The organism is Sphingomonas sp. PSPC2-2 (assembly GCF_049897725.1).
Classification (GTDB): Bacteria; Pseudomonadota; Alphaproteobacteria; order Sphingomonadales; family Sphingomonadaceae; genus Sphingomonas.
The window spans coordinates 44,086-68,293 of the sequence record NZ_JAFCWU010000007.1 but is presented as its reverse complement, the minus strand read 5'-3'; the positions used below and the strand labels follow the sequence as shown (position 1 = coordinate 68,293).

26 protein-coding genes are annotated in these 24,208 nt (G+C 68.1%); 5 read left to right on the top strand and 21 right to left on the bottom strand.

Annotated features, from left to right (window positions below; translation table 11 throughout):
* Window positions 1-6: 6 nt before the first annotated feature.
* A complete protein-coding gene (locus ACP7BY_RS13605) occupies window positions 7-591 on the top strand; it encodes a hypothetical protein (RefSeq protein WP_137902439.1) in 585 nt (194 codons plus the stop codon).
* 18 nt (window positions 592-609) lie between these two features.
* Here ACP7BY_RS13605 and ACP7BY_RS13600 read toward each other — a convergent pair whose 3' ends face one another.
* From ACP7BY_RS13600 to cobU, 4 genes are all read right to left on the bottom strand, one after another.
* On the bottom strand, window positions 610-1,746 hold the full coding sequence (locus ACP7BY_RS13600; RefSeq protein ID WP_081988769.1) for an AAA family ATPase: 1,137 nt from the start codon (window positions 1,744-1,746) through the stop codon (window positions 610-612).
* Complete coding sequence (gene mobF, locus ACP7BY_RS13595) at window positions 1,670-3,355, bottom strand: MobF family relaxase (protein WP_426288168.1); 1,686 nt, start codon at window positions 3,353-3,355, stop codon at window positions 1,670-1,672. The genes ACP7BY_RS13600 and mobF overlap by 77 nt, the downstream gene beginning before the upstream one ends.
* Window positions 3,355-3,765 (bottom strand): hypothetical protein, encoded by a 411-nt coding sequence (locus tag ACP7BY_RS13590; RefSeq protein WP_137902437.1) that lies wholly within the window; start codon window positions 3,763-3,765, stop codon window positions 3,355-3,357. The genes mobF and ACP7BY_RS13590 overlap by 1 nt, the downstream gene beginning before the upstream one ends.
* An 82-nt stretch (window positions 3,766-3,847) precedes the next feature.
* The gene (cobU, locus tag ACP7BY_RS13585; RefSeq protein WP_033966807.1) at window positions 3,848-4,369 is read right to left on the bottom strand and encodes a bifunctional adenosylcobinamide kinase/adenosylcobinamide-phosphate guanylyltransferase; all 522 of its coding nucleotides are present in this window, start codon (window positions 4,367-4,369) and stop codon (window positions 3,848-3,850) included.
* Window positions 4,370-4,474: 105 nt separating this feature from the next.
* Here cobU and ACP7BY_RS13580 point away from each other — a divergent pair, with 105 nt between their 5' ends.
* Genes ACP7BY_RS13580 through ACP7BY_RS13570 form a run of 3 tightly spaced genes read left to right on the top strand, consistent with a single transcriptional unit; the run spans window position 4,475 to window position 7,846 of the window.
* On the top strand, window positions 4,475-5,464 hold the full coding sequence (locus ACP7BY_RS13580; RefSeq protein ID WP_033966809.1) for an aminotransferase class I/II-fold pyridoxal phosphate-dependent enzyme: 990 nt from the start codon (window positions 4,475-4,477) through the stop codon (window positions 5,462-5,464).
* Complete coding sequence (cbiB, locus tag ACP7BY_RS13575) at window positions 5,457-6,398, top strand: adenosylcobinamide-phosphate synthase CbiB (RefSeq protein ID WP_033966811.1); 942 nt, start codon at window positions 5,457-5,459, stop codon at window positions 6,396-6,398. The genes ACP7BY_RS13580 and cbiB overlap by 8 nt, the downstream gene beginning before the upstream one ends.
* Complete coding sequence (locus tag ACP7BY_RS13570) at window positions 6,386-7,846, top strand: cobyric acid synthase (protein ID WP_137902436.1); 1,461 nt, start codon at window positions 6,386-6,388, stop codon at window positions 7,844-7,846. The genes cbiB and ACP7BY_RS13570 overlap by 13 nt, the downstream gene beginning before the upstream one ends.
* On the opposite strand, the gene cobS is transcribed toward ACP7BY_RS13570, so the two are convergent.
* The 12 genes from cobS to ACP7BY_RS13510 are packed head-to-tail and all read right to left on the bottom strand — an operon-like array spanning window position 7,826 to window position 16,968.
* Window positions 7,826-8,545 (bottom strand): adenosylcobinamide-GDP ribazoletransferase, encoded by a 720-nt coding sequence (gene cobS, locus ACP7BY_RS13565; protein ID WP_137902435.1) that lies wholly within the window; start codon window positions 8,543-8,545, stop codon window positions 7,826-7,828. The two genes, ACP7BY_RS13570 and cobS, sit on opposite strands and share 21 nt — an antisense overlap.
* Window positions 8,542-9,111, bottom strand: coding sequence for a histidine phosphatase family protein (locus ACP7BY_RS13560; protein ID WP_033966164.1), 570 nt, complete (start codon window positions 9,109-9,111; stop codon window positions 8,542-8,544). Before ACP7BY_RS13560 ends, cobS begins: the two co-directional genes overlap by 4 nt.
* Window positions 9,108-10,124 (bottom strand): nicotinate-nucleotide--dimethylbenzimidazole phosphoribosyltransferase, encoded by a 1,017-nt coding sequence (gene cobT, locus ACP7BY_RS13555; protein ID WP_137902434.1) that lies wholly within the window; start codon window positions 10,122-10,124, stop codon window positions 9,108-9,110. Before cobT ends, ACP7BY_RS13560 begins: the two co-directional genes overlap by 4 nt.
* Window positions 10,121-10,528, bottom strand: coding sequence for a DUF1636 domain-containing protein (locus ACP7BY_RS13550; RefSeq protein WP_033966163.1), 408 nt, complete (start codon window positions 10,526-10,528; stop codon window positions 10,121-10,123). The genes cobT and ACP7BY_RS13550 overlap by 4 nt, the downstream gene beginning before the upstream one ends.
* A 25-nt stretch (window positions 10,529-10,553) precedes the next feature.
* Window positions 10,554-11,201, bottom strand: a complete 648-nt coding sequence (bluB, locus tag ACP7BY_RS13545; RefSeq protein ID WP_033966162.1) for a 5,6-dimethylbenzimidazole synthase — start codon at window positions 11,199-11,201, stop codon at window positions 10,554-10,556.
* Window positions 11,198-11,824 (bottom strand): cob(I)yrinic acid a,c-diamide adenosyltransferase, encoded by a 627-nt coding sequence (gene cobO, locus ACP7BY_RS13540; protein ID WP_052192458.1) that lies wholly within the window; start codon window positions 11,822-11,824, stop codon window positions 11,198-11,200. The genes bluB and cobO overlap by 4 nt, the downstream gene beginning before the upstream one ends.
* Complete coding sequence (cobF, locus tag ACP7BY_RS13535) at window positions 11,814-12,578, bottom strand: precorrin-6A synthase (deacetylating) (RefSeq protein ID WP_033966161.1); 765 nt, start codon at window positions 12,576-12,578, stop codon at window positions 11,814-11,816. Before cobF ends, cobO begins: the two co-directional genes overlap by 11 nt.
* Window positions 12,575-13,297: a uroporphyrinogen-III C-methyltransferase gene (gene cobA, locus ACP7BY_RS13530; protein ID WP_033966160.1), complete on the bottom strand. Its 723-nt coding sequence runs from the start codon at window positions 13,295-13,297 to the stop codon at window positions 12,575-12,577. Before cobA ends, cobF begins: the two co-directional genes overlap by 4 nt.
* Entirely contained in the window at window positions 13,294-14,607 is a 1,314-nt protein-coding gene (locus tag ACP7BY_RS13525) for a cobyrinate a,c-diamide synthase (protein ID WP_033966168.1), read from the bottom strand. Before ACP7BY_RS13525 ends, cobA begins: the two co-directional genes overlap by 4 nt.
* Window positions 14,604-15,389 (bottom strand): precorrin-4 C(11)-methyltransferase, encoded by a 786-nt coding sequence (cobM, locus tag ACP7BY_RS13520; protein ID WP_137902433.1) that lies wholly within the window; start codon window positions 15,387-15,389, stop codon window positions 14,604-14,606. The genes ACP7BY_RS13525 and cobM overlap by 4 nt, the downstream gene beginning before the upstream one ends.
* Window positions 15,386-15,751, bottom strand: a complete 366-nt coding sequence (locus ACP7BY_RS13515; RefSeq protein WP_033966159.1) for a cobalamin biosynthesis protein — start codon at window positions 15,749-15,751, stop codon at window positions 15,386-15,388. The genes cobM and ACP7BY_RS13515 overlap by 4 nt, the downstream gene beginning before the upstream one ends.
* Window positions 15,748-16,968 (bottom strand): bifunctional cobalt-precorrin-7 (C(5))-methyltransferase/cobalt-precorrin-6B (C(15))-methyltransferase, encoded by a 1,221-nt coding sequence (locus tag ACP7BY_RS13510; RefSeq protein ID WP_033966158.1) that lies wholly within the window; start codon window positions 16,966-16,968, stop codon window positions 15,748-15,750. The genes ACP7BY_RS13515 and ACP7BY_RS13510 overlap by 4 nt, the downstream gene beginning before the upstream one ends.
* On the opposite strand from ACP7BY_RS13510, the gene ACP7BY_RS13505 reads away from it, so the two are divergent.
* Window positions 16,967-17,722 carry a cobalt-precorrin-6A reductase gene (locus tag ACP7BY_RS13505; RefSeq protein WP_137902432.1) on the top strand — a complete coding sequence of 252 codons (756 nt, stop codon included), beginning with the start codon at window positions 16,967-16,969 and terminating at the stop codon, window positions 17,720-17,722. The genes ACP7BY_RS13510 and ACP7BY_RS13505 overlap by 2 nt on opposite strands.
* Here ACP7BY_RS13505 and cobJ read toward each other — a convergent pair.
* Genes cobJ through cobN form a run of 5 tightly spaced genes read right to left on the bottom strand, consistent with a single transcriptional unit; the run spans window position 17,692 to window position 24,206 of the window.
* Complete coding sequence (cobJ, locus tag ACP7BY_RS13500) at window positions 17,692-18,450, bottom strand: precorrin-3B C(17)-methyltransferase (RefSeq protein WP_033966157.1); 759 nt, start codon at window positions 18,448-18,450, stop codon at window positions 17,692-17,694. The genes ACP7BY_RS13505 and cobJ overlap by 31 nt on opposite strands.
* Window positions 18,447-19,178: a precorrin-2 C(20)-methyltransferase gene (gene cobI / locus ACP7BY_RS13495; RefSeq protein ID WP_033966156.1), complete on the bottom strand. Its 732-nt coding sequence runs from the start codon at window positions 19,176-19,178 to the stop codon at window positions 18,447-18,449. The genes cobJ and cobI overlap by 4 nt, the downstream gene beginning before the upstream one ends.
* Window positions 19,175-19,804: a precorrin-8X methylmutase gene (locus ACP7BY_RS13490; RefSeq protein WP_033966155.1), complete on the bottom strand. Its 630-nt coding sequence runs from the start codon at window positions 19,802-19,804 to the stop codon at window positions 19,175-19,177. The genes cobI and ACP7BY_RS13490 overlap by 4 nt, the downstream gene beginning before the upstream one ends.
* Entirely contained in the window at window positions 19,804-20,940 is a 1,137-nt protein-coding gene (locus ACP7BY_RS13485) for a cobalamin biosynthesis protein CobG (protein ID WP_137902431.1), read from the bottom strand. Before ACP7BY_RS13485 ends, ACP7BY_RS13490 begins: the two co-directional genes overlap by 1 nt.
* Window positions 20,937-24,206 carry a cobaltochelatase subunit CobN gene (gene cobN, locus ACP7BY_RS13480; protein WP_137902430.1) on the bottom strand — a complete coding sequence of 1,090 codons (3,270 nt, stop codon included), beginning with the start codon at window positions 24,204-24,206 and terminating at the stop codon, window positions 20,937-20,939. Before cobN ends, ACP7BY_RS13485 begins: the two co-directional genes overlap by 4 nt.
* Window positions 24,207-24,208 lie beyond the last annotated feature (2 nt).

Below are 24,208 nucleotides of genomic sequence, written 5' to 3'. Positions count from 1 at the left end.
AAGAAAATGGCACTTTCCCCATTAGGCAGAGAAAATCTCAATTTCGCTGAAGAGGCGAAGACTATATTCTCATTTCTCGAAGGAATGGGTCTGATATTGATAAATAGTTCTGATACTCTCGTAGAGTATTCCAATAACTCGCTATCGGTTGTATTGTATCATGGTCGGCAATCCTACGAAATAGGATGCGAAATTGTAAATCAGGGCGTTGTTTATTATATATCGGAAATTATAACTATTTATGATGTCGATTTAGGTTCTAAATATCGTGACGCTGTCGCATCAACGCCAGAAGATGTGCGGAGAGGCTTGATAAGACTGCGAGATATTTTCATTAAATATGCCCTTAATGCCGTAAGGGGTGATCATGAGACTTTCTCAAATCTTGCCAATCAGAGAAGAATATGGGCAAAGGATTTGGAACTCAAGACGAAGATATCGTCGATAAAGCCGCGCGCTGATGAAGCATTTCGCCTAAGAAATTATGCTGAAGCCTCCGAGCTTTATAACCAAATACGAGATAACCTCACTCCGTCCGAATCAATAAAGGCTGATTTAGCTCTTGAACGCGCATTACGGCAATCTGAGTAAAGATGGAGACCATGCAGCCTAAAGCGCCATATGGTGCTCCCGGCCCATAGTCTCGTCGATCGCCCCGACCTGCGCGCCATCGCGCAACCCGAGCGCCTCGGTGAGCTTGGCGCGGCTGTCGGTGTAGATCGCGGCTCCTTCGCGGGCGCGGGAGATGGCGACATAGGCGGACGCTGCATCGACGGTGTTGGCGCGGAAACTCTCCAGATGCGCCATGACGTGATCGCACGTCGCGCCCTGGCTGGAATGGATCGTCCGCACCCAGCCATGCCGCACATGCCGGTCGGCGAGCCGGTTCATGTCGAGCGTCTGGCTGGTGCCGTCCTGCTTCGCGACGGTGACGCGGGCGTGTTCGGCGTCGATCGCGACGACCTCGGCGGTATCGCCGTTGTTGCGGACAGCGGCGCGGTTGTTGCGGGTAAACTGGAGCCGGTCGCCGGTGCGGAACTCGGCTGCGACCTCGGTATAGGCCTCGGCCTGGTCACCGCCCCATCGCGCGGGTGACCATGCCACTGTCTTGCCCTGCGGCGAGACGAGCGACACGGTGCCAGCCTCGGCGTCGATCGACTCCACCCGGTAAGCACGGCCCCGGCTGAGCCGCGCGTCGCGGTTGCCCTGGCGGAACGTGACGACGCTGCCGGGGACGTAGCTGGCGGCGCTGCCAGCCTCGGCCTTACTCAATCCGCACGGCTCCAGCACGGTCGCGACCACGGCGTCCTGGCCGAGCGTTCCGTCGTTGAGCAGCGCGAACCGGATGGCGTCGGTGAGCCGCTGCCGGCCCTCGCGGGTCGGATCGAGCACGAGCGTTCCGGCGCGTTCCTCGCGGGAAAGCGCGGCGAAATCCCGCGCGATGAGCGCGCGGCGAATATCGTCCTCGGCGTGCTGGACGATGCGCCCGCCCCCCTTATCGATGGCGTCGAACGCGCGCGCGGCCTCGCCGGCAAGCATGGCCTCGACCGCCTCGCGGGTGAGGTCGTTGGTCTGGCGGACGATCTGGTCGAGGACGGGCGTCGTCATGCCGGCTTCCTGGAGCTGTGCGAAGGCGCGGCCGGCCCCCACGGACCCGAGCTGCTTCACGTCACCGACGAGGACGAGGCGCGCGCCTTCGTCGCGGGCGCGGGTGAAGAGCTGATCGGCCTCGCTGGCGGCCATCATGCTGGCCTCGTCGACGATCCATACCTCGCCGCCCGTCCCGGCCTCGGGCGGGGTCGGCGAGCAGCATGCGCTTGACCGTCATGTGTTCGGCATCGACGGCGCGGCCGAGCAGCTCGGCAGCGGCGCTGGTGGGGGCCATCGCGCGGATGGTGAGGCCCTGGGCGCGCGCCGCCTCGGCGAAGGTCGCGATGACGGTCGAGGTCTTGGCGGTGCCAGCCGCACCCTGGAGTCCGGTGATGCGGTTGGCGGACATGAGCAGCGCCTGGGTCGCGTCTTCCTGCCCCTTGGTCCAGGTGTGCCCGCGCTCGGCCGAGCGCAGCCTGGCGGCTTCGACGACGGTCTTGGCACGGATGCGACCGTAGAGCGGGGTCAGCGTGCCGCGCCCCTCGCGCTCGATGCCAAGCATGTGCTGCTCGGTCTCGACAGCCTCGCGCGTGGCATAGCCGGTCGCACCCTGCGCCATGCGCGGCGCGTGACGGATGACGAGCGCCTGGGCGTGCTCGGCGCGGTTGATCGCAGCGCGGATGTCGGCGTGGGTGGCGTGGCCGCGCGCCCTGATGGCGGCATCGCGTTCGAGTCGCGCGGCCGGGAATATGGCGTCGTGCTCGCTGATATGGGCAGCCGCGAACACGACCGCCTCATCGGCTGCTGCCGTGCGCGCGTCGGTGCCCAGACCCGGCATGGCGAGGGCGCGGGCCTCGGCGCCTGCGACCATCGTGCGGCGCGTCCGCTCGTCGAAGCCGAGCTGGTCCGCCTCGGCGCGCCATGCATCGACGAGGGTGGCATGGTCGATCGCACGCTTGGGCGCGCGGGTGGCGAGCGCGAGCGTCGCCTTCTCGGCAGCGGTCGCCGTGGCGCGGGTCTGGCCGCGCGCGGCGAGCGCCGCCTCGATCTGGGCGGAACGCGCGGAGAAATGCTGCCGCACGTCTTCGGGGACGCCCTCGATCTCGAACATGCCGTCGTGTGCGATGGCGAGCGAATAGCCGAGTCGGCGCAGCTCGGCTGCGATCTCCATATGGTAGATCGCGCCTGCGTCCTTCTGGAGCGCGTAGAGGTCGCGCGCGTCGAGGCTGCGCCAGGTGCCAGCATCGTCCTGGGTCATGTTGAGGATGACGTTGTGGGTGTGGAGGTGCGGTGCGGGGAGGCCGGTCTCGGTCTCGCGCGCGGTGACGTGAAGGAACTGCGCGATGGCGAGCCTGCCCGTGCGCACCCGGTCGATGTGCTCGCCGCTTCGGATGCGGGTGACGCCGGTATGGTGCTCGACCCAGCCCATCGTCACATCGACGGCGCGGGCATGGGCGTCGAGAATACGGCGGTCACCGGCCAGCAGCGCCATGGTCGAGACCGACTTGGGCGCGCTTAAGGTGAGGTCGTAGCCGGGGACGTGTTCGCGCACGCCGCCCCGGATGGTGCCGAGCAGCCTGCCGTCGGGCAGCTCGCCCTTGAGGCGTGTGACGAACTCGCCTGAGTCCACGTCGCCGTGCAGGCCGAGCGCGGGGGCGGCTTCTCCGCGCCATTGCCCGGTCCCGCCCCGGCTCCAATAATCGTCGGCCTCGTAATAGCTGCCGGCTGCGGCTGCGTCGCTGATCTTGTCGAGCGAGGCGACCATCAGAACGGTCCTGCGAACGACAGCCAATCCGGGCTGTCCTCGCTGCGGGTCGGGGGCGGCGTGGCGGTGTCGGGGGCGGTGCGCGGGGTCGAGGCTGCGGGCACGAAGCCGGGGGCGATGACGGGCAGCGGCGCGCCGGGGTCGATCGTGACCTTGGCGATCGGATAGCCGGACAGGCGCAGGAACGCCTCGCCGATCTGCAATCCGGTCACCTCGGCGTCGAGTACCAGCGACTTGCGCTCGCGGTTGGTGGCGAGCGACCCGCCCTCCTTGTCGCCTGACTGGTCGCTCGAACTTCCGGACTTTGCGGTGGAAGAACGTTGGCGAAAACCCGGTCGTCCAGCGGCACTCCGATCAAGCGAACGGGCGCACGAAAAAAACTTGGGGCCATTCTCAGGGGCATTTCTCACAAAGAGCCTGTAAACAACGCTTCTAGATCAAAGTTTTAGACTCCGAATATGGTAGGGTCATCGCCCACCACGCCCTGCAGGGCTATTTCAGCACCAACGGCAAGCCGGCGGCGACGAACACCACCGAATCGACGGTGCGCGCGATCGCCTGGTTGATCGTGCCCGCCATGTCGCGAAAGCGGCGCGCGAGCGCATTGTCGGGCACGATGCCGAGGCCGACTTCATTGGATACGAGCAGGATCTTGCCCGGCGCAGCGGCGATAGCAGCGGTGAGGTCGTCGATTGCCGAGGCCAGATCAGCCTCCGCGAACAACAGGTTGGAAGCCCATAGCGTCAGGCAATCGATCAGCAGGACGGTTTCGGGGCGACTGTGCGCGGCAATAGCCTCGGCCAGCGCGAGCGGTGCCTCGAGCGTTTGCCAGCGCGCCCCCCGTTCGGCGCGATGCCGCGCGATGCGATCGTCCATCTCGCTATCGAGCGCTTGCGCGGTGGCCACATAGAGCAGCGTCCCCGGGAGGTCTTCCGCCTGGCGCTGGCCAAAGGCGCTCTTGCCCGAGCGCGCGCCGCCCAGGATCAATTGTGTCCGTGTGAATGCAATCGACATCGCTTTGGCGGTTCCAACAGAGTCCCGTTGCCCTATAGCGCGGACGCGGCACTCTGCACCGTTCGATCGAGCGCGGGTAGGACCAGACGACAGGATAATACGCGCTTGCGGGAATGGACGATACATGGCGGTCGGCTTGCGGAAGCGCAGCTCCATTATCGCGACGCGCCGACACCGTGGCTGGATCTATCGACCGGGATCAATCCGTGCCCCTGGCCGGGGGCCGACGCGCTGACCTTCGACTGGACGCGCTTGCCGGACGACGCCGCGCTTCATGCGCTTGAAACGACCGCCATGCGCTATTTCGCGGCGCGGGGGCCGCAGGTTCTGGCGCTGCCCGGCACCGAATTCGGCTTGCGCGGTTTAGCGACGCTTGGCCTGCCCGCGCCCTTCCGCCATGTCTGGCCGGGCTATCGCACCCATGCCGAAGCGCTGCCGGGAAGCGTCCCCGTATCCTTCGACGCCGCGATCGAGCTGGCCGGACAGGGCGGCACGATCGTGCTGGCCAACCCGTCCAACCCCGATGGGCGCTTGCTTGCGCCTGCCGATCTGATGGGGCTGGCGCGGCGGCTGGCGCGCAGCGGCGGGTGGCTGGTGGTCGATGAGGCGTTCATCGATGCGGAGGACGGCGGCAGCATCGTGCCGTTGCTCGACGGGAACGAGCCGGTGCTGGTGACGCGTTCGTTCGGCAAGTTCTTCGGTCTGGCGGGCGTGCGCCTGGGCTTTGCCGTGGGGCCGCCCGCAATAATCGCGCGCTGGCGCGAGACCGTCGGCAGTTGGCCGCTGTCCGCCGCTGCGATCGCGATCGGCACGGCGGCTTATGGTGATAGTGGTTGGATCGCCAGCGCCCGCGCTGCCCTGTTCGAGCGTGTAGCGGCGCTGGATCGCGTGTTGCGCCGCCACGGACTGGAGCCGATCGGCGCTTCGCCGCAGTTCCGGCTGGTGCAGTGTGAGGCGAGCGCGTTGTTCGACCGCCTGGCGCGTACCGGCATTCTGACGCGACCCTTCGACTATGATCCGCGCTGGTTGCGGCTGGGTGTGCCAGCGTCGCGCGGAGATCTCGCGCGCCTCGATAGGGCTCTGGCCGGTGGCTGAACCGGTCGCGCTGGTGGCGCTGGCCCTCGATGCGGCGATCGGGTGGCCCGCATGGCTGTACCGGCGGATCGGTCACCCGATCGGCCTGTTCGCCCGGATGCTCGACGCGTGTGAGCAGGCATGGAACCGTCCCAACCGTTCCTTTGCGTCGCGCCGGACGCTGGGGGTTCTCACGATGGCGCTGCTGATCGGGACGGTCGGTGGGGCGAGCTGGTTGCTGCAACGGGCAGTGTTGGAGGGGTTTGGCCCGGTCGGGTGGCTGGCCTGCGCGTTGCTGGCCTTTCCGGCGCTGGCGCAGCGGAGCCTGGATGACCATGTCCGTGCGGTTGCCCTGGCGCTCGAGCAACGGGACTTGCCCACCGCGCGTACTGCCGTTGCGCAGATCGTGGGGCGCGATCCAGATGCTCTCGATGCCGCCGGGGTCAGCCGTGCCGCGATCGAAAGCCTGTCCGAAAGCTTTTGCGACGGCGTTGCCGCGCCGCTCTTCTGGTTGCTGGTTTTGGGGTTGCCGGGCGTGTGGATGTACAAGGCGATCAACACAGCCGACAGCATGATCGGCCACCGCGAGGAGCGTTGGCGCGCCTTCGGTTGGGCGGCAGCGCGGATCGACGATGCGGTAAACCTGATCCCCGCGCGCCTTGCCGGGATGGTAATTTGCCTTGCCGCCGGCAAAGGCTGGCGGACGATGGCACGCGATGCGGGCAAGCATGCTTCCCCTAATGCCGGGTGGACCGAGGCGGCGATGGCGGGGGCGCTCGATCTGCGTCTGGTCGGCCCGGTCGCTTATGACGGCGTATTGTACGACAAGCCCTGGATCGGCGCGCGCGGCCGCAGCGATGCGGGGGCCGCCGACATTCGCCGGGCACTGGCGATCTATCGCCGGGCGTGCCTGTTGCTGTGGGGAATTGCAGGGGGGCTGGTATGGGCGCTGTAATGCTGCAGGGGACGGGTTCGGACGTCGGCAAATCGGTGCTGGTGGCGGGGCTGTGCCGCGCGCTTGCCAATCGCGGGCTGCGCGTGCGGCCGTTCAAGCCGCAGAACATGTCGAACAACGCTGCCGTCACTGCCGATGGCGGCGAGATCGGGCGGGCACAGGCGACCCAGGCGATCGCCTGCCGTACCGAGCCGACCACCGACATGAATCCGGTGCTGCTGAAGCCGCAAGCCGATCATACATCGCAATTGATCGTGCACGGTCAGGTGCGCGGCACCTTGCGCCCGGGCAATTTCCGCCAGGCGCGCGGGGCCCTGCTGGAGGATGTGCTGGCGAGCTACCACCGGCTGCGCGCCGAATGCGACGTGGTGGTGGTGGAGGGGGCCGGGTCGCCTGCCGAGATCAACCTGCGTGCCGGGGATATCGCCAATATGGGCTTTGCGCGCGCGGCCGGAGTGCCGGTGGTCTTGGTCGGTGACATCGATCGCGGTGGCGTGATTGCGGCGATCGTCGGCACGCGCGCGGTGATCGACCCCGACGACGCGGCGATGATCCGGGGATTTCTGATCAACAAGTTTCGCGGCGATCCGGCCCTGTTCGAGGACGGTTATCGCCTGATCGAGCAACTGGCGGGCTGGCGAGGCTTTGGCGTGGTGCCGTGGCTTGCTCCAGCGGCGCGCTTGCCGAGCGAGGATGCGGTCATTCTCGAACGCCCGATCGTCAGCGAACAACAGCGAATCGTCATCGCTTGCCCGATCACGCCGCGCATCGCCAATTTCGACGATCTCGATCCGCTGAAGCTGGAGCCGGGCGTGGAGGTGCGGATGATCGCGCCCGGCCAGCCGATCCCGGCTGAGGCTGCTTTGGTGGTGTTGGCCGGGTCGAAGGCGACCATCGCCGACCTTGCTTTCCTACGCGCCGAAGGATGGGACATCGATATTCTGGCGCACTACCGGCGCGGTGGCCATGTGCTGGGCCTGTGCGGCGGGTATCAAATGCTGGGCGACACGATCAGCGATCCACACGGGGTCGAAGGTCCGTCCGGCCGCGTGGCCGGGCTGGGCCTGTTGAAGGTCGATACCGTTCTTGCCGGGCGCAAGACATTGGAGCGGGTGAATGGCACTGCGCTTGGTACGCCGTTCCAGGGCTACGAAATTCATATGGGCGAAACCACGGGCCCCGATACCGCTCGCCCGGTTGCCCGCATGGCCGATGGACGGAGCGACGGTGCGATCAGCGCCGACGGGCGCATCGCGGGCAGCTACGTCCATGGTCTGCTCGATCTTGCCGGTCAGCGCGCGGCATGGCTCGCGCGCATCGGGGGGACGGGCCGTGGCATCGACCAGCACGCTGCGGTTGACCGGGCCCTGGACGAGATTGCCGCTTTGCTCGAAATCCATCTCGACATCGACGCGCTGGTCGCGATGTCACAGATGGCGCAGGACTAAGATCGCGACCAGTAACCCGGTTTCGACGAGTTCGATCCCCGCGCCGTGGCAATCGCCCGAAACACCACCCAGCGTTCGCCGCAACCACAGGCCCCACAGGCCGATCAACGGCAGCACGAGCAGGATCGCGGGCACCGCCACGGCGCTCGCCGCGAGCAGGGCGGACCACCCGACGATGTGCGATATGCGCACATGCTCGACGAAGCGCGCGCCAAGCCCTGCATGCAGCGGCGGCAGCCACAGCGCCCACACCAGCGGCCCGATGCGCGCGGCAAAGGGCAGCAGGATCAACGCAGGGAAAACATCGCCCGCCGCGATCAGGGCGTGGACCAGCACCAGCTTGGCGAGCAATTGCAGCACGATCACGACCACGCCGAAGCTGCCGACATGCGGATCCGCCATCACCGCCAGCAAGCGGGCGCGATCCTTGTGCGCAGCCCCGCAGCCATCGGCGAGGTCCGCCAGCCCATCGAGATGCAGCGCCCCGGTCACCCCCACCCACACCGTTACCGCCGCCAGCGCCGCCACCCAGCCATCCAGCTGCGCGCCCAGCCCCGCCGCGCCCGCGACCAGCGCCCCGACGATCAGCCCGACGGCGGGGAACCAGCGCATCGATCGGGCAAAATCGCGTTCGCTCGCCACCACGCGCGGGGTGGGCAGCCGGGTGAGGAACTGGATGGCAAGGAGCAGGCTTTTCATGGGCGCAGGCCAATGATCTGCGCAGCGCGCGTTTCACCGGGCCACACGCGCAACGACAACAGGCTGGCATAGGGCAGATCGATTGCCCAGCTCTGGCGGGAATCGAAGCCGCACAGCACCGCCAGCGCCGCCCGCATCGCCCCGGCGTGCGTCACCACCAGAGTTGGAGCCGCCGCCAGATCGGCCAGCGCCCGCGCCACCCGCCCGACGAGATCGGACCAGCGCTCGCCCGCCGGCGGCGCGCAGCCATCGGGATCGTCCCAAAAGCGCGAGAGCGCGGCACCGTCCACTGCGTTGGGGGGCAGGCCGTCCCACTGCCCGAAGTCCAATTCGCGCCAACGCGGATCGATCGTCAGCGGAATGTCCGTCATCGCCGCGATCGCCTCGCCCGCATGCTTGGCGCGCGTGAGATCGGATGCGATCAGCACCTCGAGATCCAGCTCCCGCGCTTGCGCCACGCACGCGGCAATGCCCGACGCCAGCGGGGCGGTGTCGGTGTGGCCAAGCAAGCGCCCCGCACCTTCCGGCTCGCCATGACGCAGGAGATGCAGGACGAAGCTGCTCACAACGCCTCCGCCACCCCCGCCTCGGCAAAGGTCGCCATGCCGTTATGCGCGGCGAGCGCGCTGCGAAGGACCGACACGGCCACCGCGCCGCCGCTGCCCTCACCCAGCCGCATCCCGAGCGACAGGAGCGGCTCCAGTCCCAATTGGCCGAGAAGGCGGACATGCCCCGGCTCGGCCGAACAATGCCCGGCGATACAGTGATCGGGGATGGCAGGCGCGTGGGCGGCCAGCGGTGCCAGCGCCGCGCAGGTGATAAAACCATCGAGCACCACCGGCACGCGCTGCCGCCGCGCGGCAAGTATGGTGCCCGCAATCGCGGCGATTTCGCGCCCGCCCAGTCGTCGCAACGTTTCAAAGGGGGTGCGCGGTGCCCCCGCGTGGAACGCCAGCGCGCATTCGACCACCGCGACCTTGCGGGCGATGCCGGTCGGGTCGACACCGGTTCCCGGCCCGACCCAGTCCGCCGCCGCGCCGCCAAAGCTGCGCGCGCACAGGGCGGCGGCGGCGGTGGTGTTGCCGATGCCCATCTCGCCGACCACCAGCAGGTCGAGCCCCGGCTTAACCACGGTGGCCCCGGCGGAAAGGGCGGCCAGGCATTCGCCCTCCGTCATTGCGGGGCTTTGCGTGAAATCAGCCGTCGGACGATCGAGCTCCAGCGCGACCACCGAAAGCTCCAGCCCCGCCGCCGCCGCCAGGGCATTGATCGCCGCGCCGCCCTTCGCGAAATTGGCGACCATCGCCTGGGTGACGCTGGCGGGAAAGGCGCTGACGCCATGCGCGACAAAGCCGTGATTGCCGGCGAAAATGGCGGCGCGCCCGTGCGCGATGCGCGGTCGCGCGGTGCCCTGCCACCCGGCCATGAACAGCGCGAGATCCTCCAGACGGCCGAGCGACCCCGGTGGCTTGGTCAATGCCGCTTGCCGCGCGCGTGCTTGCGCAATTGCCGTCGCATCGGGCTCGGGTAAATTGGCCAGCGCGGCATCGAACGCGGCGGGTGTGGCAAAACCGCTCATTGCGCGACAAAGCCCGGCGGTGGCGTGCGGGTGATGAAATGCCCCTTCACGCCCTGCGGCCACTCTTTGAAGGGCACGCGGCCATGCTCGCTCTCGGCATAGGCCAGCGCGTAGTCGAGCAAGGCGGTTGCGGCATCGGCATCCGGCGTGAACCGGCCCAGCACATAGCCGACCTTGCCCGGCGCGCGCAGATGCACGGTGCAGAATTCGGCACAGGCGAACAGGCACGGCATTTCCTGCACGGCGATGCCTGCATAGCGTGGGTCACCAGCCTGTGCTTCGCGTAACGCCGCGACCAGCCGCGCGCCGCCGCGCAGGCCGACCGCATCCTCTTTCGCATCGGCGCTGTGGCGACAGGTGTTGCAGGCGACGATGGCGGGGCCATCCTCGACGGGGGTCAGCATTAGGGACGGGCCTTTTCTGTTGGGGTCATCGTTCGAAAATCCGGTCGTCCATGGGTTCGCGTGCCTGCCAGCCGTGCCGTTCGAGTTCGGGCGTAAGGGAGGCCTCGCTCGGGTAGCCGACACACAACACTGCAATCAGCGACCACTGCGCCGGCACGTCGAGCAGCGCCTGAACCTCCAGCGGATCCACGATCGATACCCAGCCCATGCCGATGCCGCGCAGCCGCGCCGTCAGCCACAGCGTGTGGATCGCCATGACGCACGAATAGCGCAGCATTTCGGGCATGGTCGCGACGCCGAGGCCGTGCCCGGCGGCGGGTTGCTCGTCGCAGAAGACCGCCAGCACTTCGGGGGCCTCGCGCAAGCCGTGCAGCTTCAGCGCCTGATAGCGATCGTACCGTTCGGTGCCGCGATAACGCGTTGCCGCTTCGGCCTTTTGCGCATCGACATGGATGGCCAGCGCGTCGCGCAGTGCACGCGTGCGCACCCGCACGAAGCGCCACGGCTGCGCATTGCCGACCGACGGCGCGAAAGCGGCCGAATGCAGGATGGCGCGTATGTCCGCTTCCGCCACCGCGCGCGGATCGAAATGGCGCACATCGCGTCGCCAGCGCAGCAGGTTGCCGAAGCGCGCCTGAAACGCGACATCGAAGGCGGGCGGTCCTTCGGTCAAAATTCGATCCCCGCCTGCGCCTTTACGCCCGCGCGGAACGGGTGCTTGACCATCGTCATGTCGGTGACGAGATCGGCTGCGTCGATCAGCGCCTCGGGCGCATTGCGGCCGGTGACGATGACGTGCTTCCTCTCGGGCTTGGCAGCGAGCACCGCCAGCACCTCGTCGAGCGGCAGATACTCGTAACGCAACGCGATGTTCATCTCGTCGGCCAGCACCATGTGATAGGCGGGGTCCGCGATCATGCGCTGCACTTCGTCCCACGCACGGCGCGCGGCGGCGATATCGCGCGCGCGGTCCTGCGTGTCCCAGGTGAAGCCCTCGCCCATCGGCTTGAATTCGACATTGTCGGGAAAGGCGGCGAAGACGCGCGCTTCCCCGGTCTGCATCGCGCCCTTCACAAACTGGACGACGCCCACCTTCATGCCGTGCCCGATCGCGCGCACGACCATGCCCAGCGCGGCGCTGGTCTTGCCCTTGCCTTTGCCGGTGTGGACGATCAGGAGGCCCTTTTCGCGGGCCTTCCCCGCGACGATCCTGGCTTGCGCGGCCTGTTTTTTGCGCATCTTCTCGGTGTGCCGCGCTTCGATCGCCGACGCAGCGTCTTCGGGGTCAAGCGACATCGGCGCGGTTCTTTCGTAAGAGATAGATATCCATGATCCAGCCATGGCGCGCGCGCAGGTTGGCTCGCGCGGCGGCAATGCGCGGCGCGACGGTGGCGAGCGGTCCGTGGATCAGCGTTTCCTGTGGCATCCCGACATAGGCACCCCACCAGATCGAAATGCCGTCCGGCTCCAGCACCTCGAACGCGCAGCCGCTGTCGAGCATAACCACAACCGTGTCGGCCGCGTCGGGCCAGCCACAGGCGCGCAATAACCGCCCGGTGGTGATCGTGACGGCACCCGCGAGGGCATTGAGCGGGATGGCGTGCGCGGCGGTGAGCAGCTGCAGGCTGGTCAGTCCCGGCACGACGCGCACGCGGAGCGGCAGGCCGCTCGCCCGCAACCGCTCCGCGATGCGCAAGCTGCTGTCATAGAGCGCGGGATCGCCCCAGACGAGCAGCGCCAGCCGCCCGCCCTCGGGCAAATGCGCCACGATCTGAGCGCGCCATGCGGCGGCGATGGCGTCGTGCCAGTCGTCGACGGCGTGGGCATAGTCCCCGCCTGCTGCGCGCACCGGCATGTCGAAGGCGACGATCCGCGTCGGCCCGGTCAGCACCCGCGCGCAGATCGCGCGGCGCAGGTCGATCAGGTCGGATTTGGCATCGCCCTTGCGCGGCAGCAGGATCAGGTCGGCGCTGTTCATCGCCTGCACCGCCTGCGCGGTCAGATGGTCGGGATTGCCGGTGGCGATGCCGATCAGGTCGAGATCGATCATGCGTCCTCCATCAACGGGCCATAGAGGATCAGCGCGGGGGCCGATCCCGCGCCCTTGGTCAGCGCATCGGCCAGCGCGGCGACCGAGCTGCGCGTTATCCGCTGACTGGCATGGCCGACATTTTCGGCCAGCAACGCGGGTGTCTGCGGCGGCAATCCGGCGGCGATCAGACGCGTGGCCAGCGCGGGGAAGGTGCGCTTGGGCATGAACACCACCGTCGTCGCCTCGGCATCGGCGAGCGCCGCCAGATTGAGGTCGTGCGGCAGCGCCCCGGTCGCATCGTGCCCAGTGATGAACTGAACGCGCCGCGCCAGCGCCCGCCGCGTGAGCGGGATCGCCGCCGCCGCCGCCGCTGCGCTGGCCGAACTGACGCCGGCAATGATCTCGAAGGGGATGTTCGCCAGCCGCAACGCTTCGATCTCCTCCTCCAGCCGACCGAAGATCCCGGCGTCGCCCGACTTTAGCCGCACCACACGCCCACCCGTGGCAGCATGGGCGACGAGCAAGCGGTTCACTTCGGCCTGGCTGGGGGAGGGGCGTCCGGCGCGTTTGCCGACATCGATCAAGGTCGTACCGGCGCGGACGTGGTCGAGCATCGCACCGGAGGCGAGATCGTCGAACAGCACGGCATCGGCCTGTTGCAGCCGCGACAGGCCCTTCAGCGTCAGCAATTCGGGATCGCCGGGGCCGGCGCCGACAAAGGAAACAAAGCCGGTCATTGTGCGGTAGCGATCATATGAAAATAGCTGCCGGTGACGCGGCCGCGCCGCGAGCCGGTTTCGGCGACCGCTGCGCCGTCAGCGTCGGTGACATAAGCGAGCGGTGCGTCGGTCTGTTCGACGACCGTCGAGTAATGAAATTCATGGCCGCGCAGCCGCGTGCCCGCCGCCAGCGCTCCCACCGGCGCGACCAGTTCGGCAAGGCGATAGCCCAGATGCATGCGGCGCTGGGCATGGCTGGTGACCAGCCCGAGCAGACCGGCCATGCGATGCGCTGCGCCGTCTTTGTCGATCAGCGCCGCGCCCAGCACCATATAGCCGCCGCATTCGCCGTGGACCGGGCGCGTCTCCGCATGGTGGCGAAGGCCACCCAGAAAGGTTGTGGCGGCGGCGATCGGCCCTGCGTGGAGTTCGGGATAGCCGCCGGGCAACCACACCATGTCGGCGGTGGCATCCGGTGCTTGATTGGCGAGCGGCGAGAAAGGCAGGATTTCCGCGCCGCCGCGTCGCCACCCCTCCAGCACGTGCGGATAGACGAAGGAGAAGGCGGCATCGCGCGCGATCGCGATGCGTTGGGCTGGCGGCGCGGGCAGGAGCGAACGGTCGGGCGTGTGCGCCCGTTTCTGCGCGGCGGCGGCGCAAATCGCGTCGAGATCGGCATGGTCGCGCAGGAAGGCGGCATAATCGGCGATCGCGGCATCGAGCGCGGGATGTTCGATCGCCTGGACGAGCCCCAGATGCCGCTCGGGCAAGGTCAAGTCGCCACGGCGCGGCAAGGCCCCCAGCACCGCAATTCCCACCGCTTCCAGTCCGCGCCGTACCAGCCGTTCGTGGCGCGGGCTGGCGACGCGGTTGAGGATGACCCCGGCGAGCGGGACAGTGGGGTCGAGCAGCTTGAAACCAAGCGCGATCGCTGCCGCAGACTGCGCCTGGCCCGACACATCAATCACCAGCACGACGGGCCAGCCCATGCGGCGCGCAATGTCGGCGCTTGCCCCGTTGCCAGTGGCACCGGGTTGGGCGACGCCATCATAAAGCCCCATCGAGCCTTCGGCGAGGACGAGATCCGCGCCCGCTGCTTCGCCTGCGATCGTATCGAGCAAACCACCCGTCATCGCCCAACTGTCGAGGTTGAACGACGCGCGCCCGCACGCCGCGCGGTGAAAGGCCGGATCGATATAATCGGGTCCGCTCTTGAACGGCTGCACCACCAGCCCGCGTGCGCTGAGCGCGCGGAGCAGCCCGAGCATGACCGTTGTCTTGCCCGTGCCCGATGCCGGGGCGGCGATCATGAGGCCCGGCACGCTCATTCGGCAGACTCCGCAAAACGCGAGGCTGCATCCTGCGGCCGGAAGCGCCGGTCATAGCCTTGGGCGTAAAGGCTGCTTTCGGCGAAATCCTCGGCTGCCAGCACGCGGCCGACCAGAATCAGCGCGGTGCGCTCCATGCTGCCCGCGACCGCATCCGTGATCGTCGCCAGCGTGGCGTGCACGATACGCTGATCGGGCCAGCTCGCCCGCCAGACCACTGCCACCGGACAATCCGCGCCGTAGGCCGGGGTAAGATCGGCGACGACGCGATCGAGCGCGTGGATCGACAGATGGATCGCCAGTGTTGCCCCGGTGACTGCGAAATGGGCGAGGCTTTCCGCAGGGGGCATCGTACTGGCGCGTCCCGGCGTGCGCGTCAGCACGACCGACTGGGCGAGCGCGGGCAAGGTCAGTTCCGCCTCCAGCGCGGCAGCGGCGGCGGCAAAGGCGGGCACGCCGGGGGTGACCGTGACGGGAATGCCCAGCGCGCGCAGGCGACGCAGTTGCTCGCCCATCGCCGACCATAGCGACAGATCCCCCGAATGCAGCCGCGCGACATCGTGCCCCAGCGCATGGGCGGTGGCGATTTCGGCGATGATCGCGTCCAGGTCCATCGGCGCGGTGTTGATGATCCGCGCCCCCGGCGGGCAGTGGCGCAGCACCGCTTCGGGGATAAGCGACCCTGCATACAGGCAGACCGGGCTGGCGGCGATCAGATCGCGGCCGCGCAGCGTCAACAGATCGGGCGCGCCGGGGCCAGCCCCGATGAAATGAACGGTCATGACTGGGGTCCTTCAGCGATCGCGCAGGTGGCCATGCGATCGGGCGAAACATGGCGCGGGCCGAGCAGGCGTGCACCGACACCAGCGGCACAGAGCGCACTCGCTTCGGCGACACTGCCGCAGGCGTGCGCGGCCAGGCTGGGGGTGGAGCGGGTGGGCGTGATGACGCCGGACAGGGCATCCGACGACACGGCTCGTAACGGCAAACCCAAGGCTTCGGCCAGCGGCGACAGCTCGGCGACCTTGCCCTGCGCCGTGGCAAGATGCGTTACCGCCGGATGGCCTTGTTGCGCCAGCGTGAGGGCGGCACGGAGCGATTCCAACGGTGCCCCGGCGCGAAAGCCGAACCCGGCGACGATCACAGGATGACACTCCATTGCACGACGGGATACTGCGACCGCCACCCGCGCCGACCGCCGAGCGGCGCTGCCTGAGCGAGCTCAATCCGCAGGAGGGCACCGCCTTTCACCTGCTGCCAGGTGGCGAGCAGTGCCTCCGATTCCAGCGTCACGGCATTGGCCACCAGCCGCGTGCCGACTGGCAGCTGTGCCCACAGCGCCTCCAGCAGCGTGTGTGAGAGGCCGCCACCGATGAACACCACATCGGGGCTCGCGCCTTCGGGCAGAGCAGACGGCGCGGTTCCGATCAGCACCTCCAGCCGATCGACACCCAGCGCCCAGGCATTGGCGCGGGCGCGTTCGGCGCGGGGCGCATCCGCCTCGATCGCCAGCGCGCGGTTGGCCGGGTGCGCCAGCAGCCATTCGATCGCGATCGAGCCCGATCCAGCCCCGATGTCCCAGAGCGTTTCCCCCGGGCGCGGGGCCAGCGCCGACAGCGTCAGCGCCCGGATCGGGCGCTTGGTGATTTGGCCATCATGATCGAACAGGGTGTCGGGCAGGCCCGATGCACGCGGCACGACGGCCCCCGAACCCGCGCATTCGACTGCGACTGCGACCGGATGGGCGATATCGACAACATCGAGCGTATCGGCTTGCGCCGGACGGATGCGCTCGTCCGGTCCACCCAGTCCCTCCAGTACGTGCAGCCGCGACGCGCCAAAGCCGAGATCCCGCAGATAGGTGGCGAGAGCCGCCACCGCTGCGCCATCGCGCACCAGCACCAGAAGCCGCGCACCGGGAGCGAGGTGCGGACGCGTCCTTTCCAATGGCGCGGCGTGGAGGCCGAGGCAGACAGTGTCCTGCAATGCCCAGCCCAGGCGCGCGGCGGCGAGGTTGAACGTGGAGGGCGTTGGATGCGCCACCCATTCATCGCGCGACAGGTGACGCGTGACGCTGCTGCCCGCCCCGAACCAAAACGGATCGCCCGACGCCAGCATCACCACCTTTCGACCGCGATGCGTCAGCAACAGCGCAATGCCGTCGGCAAAGGGCACTGGCCATTCGATCACGGGGCAGGTAATCGCCGGGAATAGCGACAGATGCCGAGCCGATCCGATGACCAGCTCGGCCTCGGCCAAAGCCGTCTGGCTGGCGGGCGAAAGGCTATCCGGGCCTGCCGCCCCGACGCCCACAATCGTCAACCACGGCTGTTGCCGAAGCTGCGGAGCCGTTTCAGCCATGCGCAAGGTCCTTTTGCTGGGCGGAACGACCGAGGCGAGCGCGCTCGCGGCGCTGCTGGCGGCCGGCGGCGTTGCGGCCACGCTCAGCTACGCTGGCCGGACGCAATCCCCCCGTCCGCAACCCGTGCCGGTCCGTATCGGCGGTTTTGGCGGGATTGGAGGGCTGGCGGGATATCTGCGCGAGCACCGGATAACGCATCTGGTCGATGGGACACATCCCTTCGCAGCGACGATGAGCACCAACGCCATCGCCGCTGCGCGTCTGGCGGGAGTTGCCCATATCGCCCTGACCCGGCCCGCCTGGGTGCCCACCGAAGAGGATCGCTGGAGCCACGTCGCCGATATTGCCGGTGCGGTGGCGGCGCTGACGGTGCCGCCGCGTCGCATCTTGCTGGCGCTGGGGCGGATGCATGTGGACGCCTTTGTCGCCCAGCCACAGCACCGTTATCTGCTGCGCTTCGTCGATGTCCCGGATCAGCCACCGCCGCTGCCGCACTACAGCTTGATCGTGGATCGAGGACCGTTCACCGTCGACGGCGACGTCGCTGTGCTGCGCGATCACGCGATCGATCTGGTGGTGTGCAAAAATGCAGGCGGAAGCGGGGCGGAGGCCAAGTTGATCGCCGCCCGGCGTCTCGGTGTGCCGGTGCTGATGATCGACCGCCCGGCCATGCCCGAGCGGCACCAAATGTGCGATCCCGCAGCGGTGCTGGATTGGCTGCTTCATGACACGTCTGCCGAACGCGGCGTGTAGAGAAACACGCCGCTGGAGCGTTGGATCGTCCGCGTCTGGCTCGATCCTACGATCACCATTGTCCGCATGTCGGCCATCTCGGCGCGCGCCTGCCCCAAGGGCACGATTTGCAGATGTTCCTCGGGGGTCGAGACGGCGCGGGCGAACAGGACCGGGCGATCGTCGCCACATGCCGCGCGCAACACCGCGAGGACGCGGGCAAACCCCTCGGGCCGCGCCTTTGAGCGCGGGTTGTAAAAGGCCATGGCGAAATCCGCCTCTGCCGCCAGCCGCAGGCGTTTCTCGATCATCGTCCACGGCTTGAGATTGTCCGACAGGTTGATCGCACAGAAATCGTGGCCGAGCGGGGCACCGGCACGCGCGCTGGCGGCGAGCATCGCGGTGATCCCCGGCAGCACCCGGATATCGAGGTCGCGCCATGCGGGCAGCCCCGCCTCGACCGCCTCGAACACGGCTGCTGCCATGGCGAACACGCCGGGGTCGCCCGACGAAACCACCACCACACGCCGACCCTGCGCCGTCAATGTCAACGCGTGCGCTGCCCGGTCCAGCTCGACGCGATTGTCGGAGGGGTGCAGCGTCAACCCCGCGCGCGGCGCGACCCGTGCGACATAGGGAACGTAGCCGATCACGTCGCTCGCGCTGGACAACGCGTCCGACACTTCCGGGGTGATCTGCGCCGCGTCGCCAGGGCCCAGGCCAGCGATGGCGAGCCAACCGGCGCTCATGGTCTGCGTCCCTGTCCGTGGATCAGCAGAATTGCGAAATAGGGCGTGACGCTGTCAGCCTCGACCAGTCGCGTTACTTTCTGTCCTGGCATAGCGGCATGTTCGACCAACCACGCCGCATCCTCGCGCTCCGCAGCGGCGACCGCGCGGCGCAGCTTGGCCAGATGGCGTCCGATTTTCATCACGACCAGCGCGTCGGTGTCGCGAATCCGGCGGACGAGTTCCGTTTCCGGCAAGGTGGCCATCGCGACCGTCAACACGTCGTCGCCCCAGGTGATCGGCATGGCGGTTGCGTTCCACGCCCCGGCCATACCGGTAATGCCCGGCACCACCTCCACCGGCACCACGCCCGACAGGCGCGCATGCAGGTGCATGAACGACCCGTAGAAAAACGGGTCGCCCTCGCACAGGACCACCACGTCCGCGCCCGTTTGCGCCAGCGCGGTCAGCCGCGCGCTGCAGTCGGCGTAGAAAGCGGCAAGGCAGGCATTGTAGCGCGGGTCGCTCAGCGGGATTTCGATCGTTACCGGATATTCCATCGCCAGCTCGATCGCGTCGGCGCGCAGCATTCCCTCGACGATGCGCCGCGCCTGTCCGGGGCGTCCGGCCTTGCGAAAATAGGCGATATGGGTGGCACCGCGCACCAGCCGATCGGCCCGCACGCTCAGCAAATCGGGCGCACCGGGGCCCAGCCCGACGCCGTAAATGGTGCCCACCCGCGCGCTCATTCGGCGCGGCTCGCGAGTGCGTTGACTGCGGCAACGGTGATCGCACTGCCGCCCAGCCGCCCTGCCACGACGCAGCATGGCACAGGCTGTACGTCCCACAAGGCCGCCTTGGATTCCACCGCGCCGACAAAGCCGACCGGGCCCCCGATGATCGCGGCGGGACGCGGACAGTCCGGGTCCTCCAGCATATTGAGCAAATGGAACAAGGCGGTCGGGGCATTGCCGATCGCCACCACCGCCCCCGCGAGATGCGGCCGCCACAACTCCAGCGCCGCCGCCGACCTCGTATTGCCCATCGCCCGCGCCAGATCCGGTACGTGCAGATCGTGCAGCGTACACAAGACCGGGTTGGAGGCGGGCAAGCGCACGCGCGTAATCCCCTCGCTCACCATGCGCGCGTCGCACAGGATCGGTGCGCCCTCCGCCAGCGCGGTGCGCGCTGCGGCGGCGAAGCTAACGGAAAACCGGATATGCGGGGCCAGTTCCACCAGGCCCGAGGCGTGGATCATACGCACCGCCACCGGTTCTTCCTCGGCGGTAAACCGGGCAAGGTCCGCCTCGGCGCGGATCGTGGCGAAGGACTGGCGATAGATTGCCGCGCCGTCGGTTTCATAGTGGTACGGCATCAATTGCTTCCGAATTGGGCGAGCAGCGCGGCGCGGCTGAGCGCCGTGCGCACCGCCGGAGCCCCGGCGCGCGCGTTGAGGGAAAGGTCGTAAAGGCCATCGCGCCCGGTCACTGTGACGTCGGCGGCGCGTTGTGATGCGCAGCCCTTGGCGCAGCCCGACACATGCAGTCGCCCGGCGATCGACGGCGCCAGGCGAGCGGCCAGACTGCGGGTTTCGACGCTTGCTTGCGGGCAATATGGCGCACCGGGACAGGCATCCGCGCGCAGCAGGAAGTCGGACGGGTCGGCCAGCATTCCGTGCGGCGGCGATGGCGTGCGGTCGCCCTCGACCAGAATCAGCCGCCACGGCGTGATCCGCACCGCGGCGACGGTCGACCCGGGCGTGACAAGATCGGCAAGCACCGCCGCTGCGATCTGGCCGAAGGGCAACGCCCATGCCATGCCGCGCTGCCACGTGCCCGGCTGAAGTGGAGCGAGCGATGACGAGGGGGGCAGTGCGCCCGTCGCCCAATCCGGCAGGGCCGCTTCGTGGCGGGCCATGCGTCCGGCGACCGCACCACCGCTGTCCATGAACCACCGCGCCAGCGCGATCAACGCGGTGGCCTCGTCCCCGCGTGCCACCGCAACCCCGGTCGCCCGGCCATCGGCGCGCAGGATCAACGCCCCGTCGGCTGCGCGCTCGACCCGGAAATCGCCGGTCTCCGTCCCCAGCACGCGCGTGGCTCCGGCATCGACGACGAAACCGACCTTGGCCGGCAGATCGGGTGCGGTGTGCAAATGTTCGACAAGGTCGCAGGCGATGCGGTGGGTGTCGTCGCCCTCCTGCCACTGAGGCGCGACGAGGATCATCCGCCGCTTCTCGCCTTCTGCATCGGCATCGACCAGATCCAGTGCGATCAACGCCTGCAAAAGCGGCTGCCAGCCATCCTCCGACACGCCGCGAAGCTGCAGATTGGCGCGCGATGTGAGGTCGATCACGCCGCTACCATAAGCGATCGCCGCCGCGCACAGCCCGCGCACCTGGTGGGCTGTCAACCGGCCAAGCCGGGGCTTCACCCGCACCAGCAGTCCATCGCCCGAGCGCATCGGTCGCCACGCATCGGGGCACCAGCCCTTTACGATGAAGGGGCTCATGCGACCCCCTGCAACTGCGCGAGGATCGAATTGCGGCGCGTCGGCCACAGCCCGGCGGCATGGAGCGCGGCAAAGCGCGCCTCCATCGCCGCCAGCGCGCCCGGATTGTCGCGCTCCAGAAACGCCCGCACCTCGGCTTGGCCGAGCGTGGCATCGTAATAGAGGTCGAACAGTTGTGGCGGCACGCTGGCGGAGAGGTGCGCGAACGTGCCCAGATGGTCCAGCGTCGCCGCCAATTCCGCCCCGCCGCGAAACCCGTGGCGCATCATCCCCGCCACCCAGCCCGGATGCGCCGCGCGCGCGCGGACCACCCGCGCCAGTTCCTCGGTCAGCGTGCGCGCTGCGGGCCGAGCCGGATCGCGATGGTCGAGATGGTAGAGCGCGACGGGTGCGGCCACGATCGCCCTTGCGGCGGCGAACCCCGCTTCATGCGCCGCATAGTCGGCGGCCAGCAGCAGGTCGGTTTCGGGCAAATCCTGGAGATGGACGAACGCATCCGTCTCCGCGACCCGATCGCGCAAGCCCTGGGCGTCGGGCCCCGCCTGTCCCTCCGGCAAATCGAGCGGATAGGCAGATGCCGCAAGCCAGGCTTCGCCAGCCGCGCGTCGCGCGTCGTCGGTATATAGATCGATCGTCTCGCCAAGCCCAACGCCATAAGCGCCGGGCCGCGGCCCATAGACTCGCGCCGTCGCGATCCGGCCTGCAAAGGGATTCCAGTCGGGGGGTTCTTCGCGTGCGGCGAGCGCGCGCACCGCTTGTCCGAAGAGCACCGGCAGCGTGGGGAAGGCATCGCGGAACAGCCCGGACACGCGCAAGGTCACGTCGATCCGTGGATGGTCGAGCAGCGCGAGCGGCAGGATTTCGATTCCGCTGACTCGCTCCGAGGCGGTGTCCCAGACCGGCTTTGCCCCAAGCAGATGCAGCGCCATCGCAAATTCTTCGCCTGCGGTGCGCATGGTTGCCGATCCCCACAGATCGACGATCAGGGCGCGCGGATAGTCGCCATGATCCTGCAAATGGCGGCGGATTAATTCCTCCGCCAGCACCACGCCCTGTTCGTGCGCCGAACGCGACGGGATTGCGCGCGGGTCGATCGTGTAGAGGTTGCGTCCGGTCGGCAGCACGTCGCTGCGCCCGCGATAGGGAGAGCCCGACGGCCCGGCCGCCACGCGCCGCCCGGCCAGCGCTGCGAGCAGGCCGGCGCTTTCCGCCGCCCCCTGCGCTCCACGGCCGAACACGTGCAGGCCATCGGTGAACTGGCTTTCCTTCACGTCGCAGACGAAGCGGTCGATGCGTGTGATCGCGTCGCTCAAGCGGGTCGCGCGATCCAGGCCAAGCTCGGCCTCCAGTCCCAGCGCTTCGGCCTCGGCGCGAATATCGGCCTGCAATCGGTCGCGGCGCGCCGGATCGAGCCCGTCGGCATTGGAAAATTCGTCGAGCAGCGCCTCGATCCGCCCAAGCCCGGCCCCCGTACCTGACGGGGCCAAGGGTGGCGGGACGTGGCCGATGGTGACGGCACCGATGCGGCGCTTGGCTTGTGCTGCCTCGCCGGGGTCGTTGACGATGAACGGGTAGATGAAGGGCAACGGCCCAAGCAGAGCTTCGGGCCAGCAGCCTTGCGACAGCGCGACCGATTTGCCCGGCAACCATTCCAGCGTGCCATGTGCCCCCACATGGACGATCGCGTCGGTGCCGATCGCGCGCAGCCATAGATAGAAAGCGACATAGCCATGGCGCGGGCATCGGGTGAGGTCGTGATATTCCTGATCGCGCCCGGTGCTGGCACCACGTTCTGGCTGCAGTGCCACCAGTGTGCGCCCGGCGCGCACCGCCGCAAACCGGAACATCCCGTCCAAGAGTGCTGGATCGTCTTCGGGTTCACCCCACGATGCGGCAAGATCGTGTCGCAAGGCCTCGGGCAATGCCGCCAGCGCGCGGCGATAGTCAGCCAGCGGCCAGGTCAAAGTGTCGGAGCGAAGCCCCTCGGCGAGGTCGTCGCGCGTCTCTGCGTCATATCCCGCGCTTGCCAGATCGGCCAAAATCGCCTCGGCCGATGCCAGCGCATCCAGTCCGACGGCATGGGCCATCTGATAGGTCTTGCCGGGATAGGTGGACAGGACCAGCGCCACTTGCCGTTCGCCGACGGCTTTGGCCGCCAACCTAGTCCAACCAGCGACCCGGTCCGCGATCGCGGTGATCCGCTCGGGCTCGGCCCGATGCGCGGTCCGGGCAAATTCGAGCAGCGGATCGCGCGTGCCCGCTTCCTTGAAACTGGCGACCCCGGCGAATAGCCGACCGTCAATCTCGGGCAATACGACATGCATGGCGAGATCGGCAGGTGACAGGCCGCGCGTGCCGTCTGCCCAGGCGGCGCGTCCCGAGGTTGCCAGCGCCACTTGAAACACCGGTACCCCCGCCGCGTCGAGCGGTGTTTCCCCAGCCTCGCCCCGCGCCGAAAATGCGGTCGCGTTGAGGATTGCGACGGGCGATAGTGTGCCGATCCACGCCGCGATCCGGTCGCGCGTTTGCGGGTGCTTCAGCGACGGTCCGAACAGCGACAGAGTCGCAAAACCGCGCTGCTCGAACGTGCCATGCAGCGCGGCAAAGGGGTCAAGGTCCTGCGCCGCGAGATAAGCGCGGTAGAAGACGAGCAAGATCAGCGGTCGATCGGGATCACGCGCAAAAGTGGCCGGATCGACCACCCCGCAATCGGGATGCCATCCGCCCGCCAGCGGCAACGATCGGGGCGTGACCGTATCGTCCCAACACAATCCTGCGGCGCGCGCCAGCAGCGTCAACGCGGCTCCGCTCGCTTCGGGCCCGCCTTCGTCGCACAAGCGCGCCAGCGCGCGCAGCGTCTGCGCGGACAGGGTGGAGACGGCGTCCAGCCGTGCGTCGGCGCGACCATCGGCGGGCAACACCGCCAGTGCAATCCCCCGTGCCCGCGCAAGCAGTTCGACCTGCTGCAACCCGTAACTCCAATAGGGCATGCCGCCGATGAGCCGGATGAGGATCGCTTTGGCACCGCTCAGCGTGCGCTCGACATAGGTGTCGACCGACAGCGGATGGCCGAGCGCTGCGAGATTGGCCAACCGGAGCGAAGGCAGCGTTTGCCCGGATCTTCGCGCGGAGTGCCATGCGCCCGCGAACGCACCAAGGTCGCTGTCCGAAAAGGACAGGATGACCAGGTCAGCCGGGGTCTGCCCCAGATCCTGCGGGATCGCGGCTTCCTCCAGACCGTGGCTTTCGCGGAAGAGGACGTGCACGG

Bases quoted from the DNA above. Each gene is read 5' to 3' on its own strand.
- ACP7BY_RS13605 (WP_137902439.1), top strand. From the start codon at position 7: ATGGCACTTTCCCCATTAGGCAGAGAAAATCTCAATTTCGCTGAAGAG.
- ACP7BY_RS13600 (WP_081988769.1), bottom strand. From the start codon at position 1,746: ATGATGGCCGCCAGCGAGGCCGATCAGCTCTTCACCCGCGCCCGCGAC.
- mobF (WP_426288168.1), bottom strand. From the start codon at position 3,355: ATGGTCGCCTCGCTCGACAAGATCAGCGACGCAGCCGCAGCCGGCAGC.
- cobU (WP_033966807.1), bottom strand. From the start codon at position 4,369: ATGTCGATTGCATTCACACGGACACAATTGATCCTGGGCGGCGCGCGC.
- ACP7BY_RS13570 (WP_137902436.1), top strand. From the start codon at position 6,386: ATGGGCGCTGTAATGCTGCAGGGGACGGGTTCGGACGTCGGCAAATCG.
- cobS (WP_137902435.1), bottom strand. From the start codon at position 8,545: ATGAAAAGCCTGCTCCTTGCCATCCAGTTCCTCACCCGGCTGCCCACC.
- cobT (WP_137902434.1), bottom strand. From the start codon at position 10,124: ATGAGCGGTTTTGCCACACCCGCCGCGTTCGATGCCGCGCTGGCCAAT.
- ACP7BY_RS13550 (WP_033966163.1), bottom strand. From the start codon at position 10,528: ATGCTGACCCCCGTCGAGGATGGCCCCGCCATCGTCGCCTGCAACACC.
- cobO (WP_052192458.1), bottom strand. From the start codon at position 11,824: ATGTCGCTTGACCCCGAAGACGCTGCGTCGGCGATCGAAGCGCGGCAC.
- cobF (WP_033966161.1), bottom strand. From the start codon at position 12,578: ATGATCGATCTCGACCTGATCGGCATCGCCACCGGCAATCCCGACCAT.
- cobA (WP_033966160.1), bottom strand. From the start codon at position 13,297: ATGACCGGCTTTGTTTCCTTTGTCGGCGCCGGCCCCGGCGATCCCGAA.
- ACP7BY_RS13525 (WP_033966168.1), bottom strand. From the start codon at position 14,607: ATGAGCGTGCCGGGCCTCATGATCGCCGCCCCGGCATCGGGCACGGGC.
- cobM (WP_137902433.1), bottom strand. From the start codon at position 15,389: ATGACCGTTCATTTCATCGGGGCTGGCCCCGGCGCGCCCGATCTGTTG.
- ACP7BY_RS13505 (WP_137902432.1), top strand. From the start codon at position 16,967: ATGCGCAAGGTCCTTTTGCTGGGCGGAACGACCGAGGCGAGCGCGCTC.
- ACP7BY_RS13510 (WP_033966158.1), bottom strand. From the start codon at position 16,968: ATGGCTGAAACGGCTCCGCAGCTTCGGCAACAGCCGTGGTTGACGATT.
- cobJ (WP_033966157.1), bottom strand. From the start codon at position 18,450: ATGAGCGCCGGTTGGCTCGCCATCGCTGGCCTGGGCCCTGGCGACGCG.
- cobI (WP_033966156.1), bottom strand. From the start codon at position 19,178: ATGAGCGCGCGGGTGGGCACCATTTACGGCGTCGGGCTGGGCCCCGGT.
- ACP7BY_RS13490 (WP_033966155.1), bottom strand. From the start codon at position 19,804: ATGCCGTACCACTATGAAACCGACGGCGCGGCAATCTATCGCCAGTCC.
- ACP7BY_RS13485 (WP_137902431.1), bottom strand. From the start codon at position 20,940: ATGAGCCCCTTCATCGTAAAGGGCTGGTGCCCCGATGCGTGGCGACCG.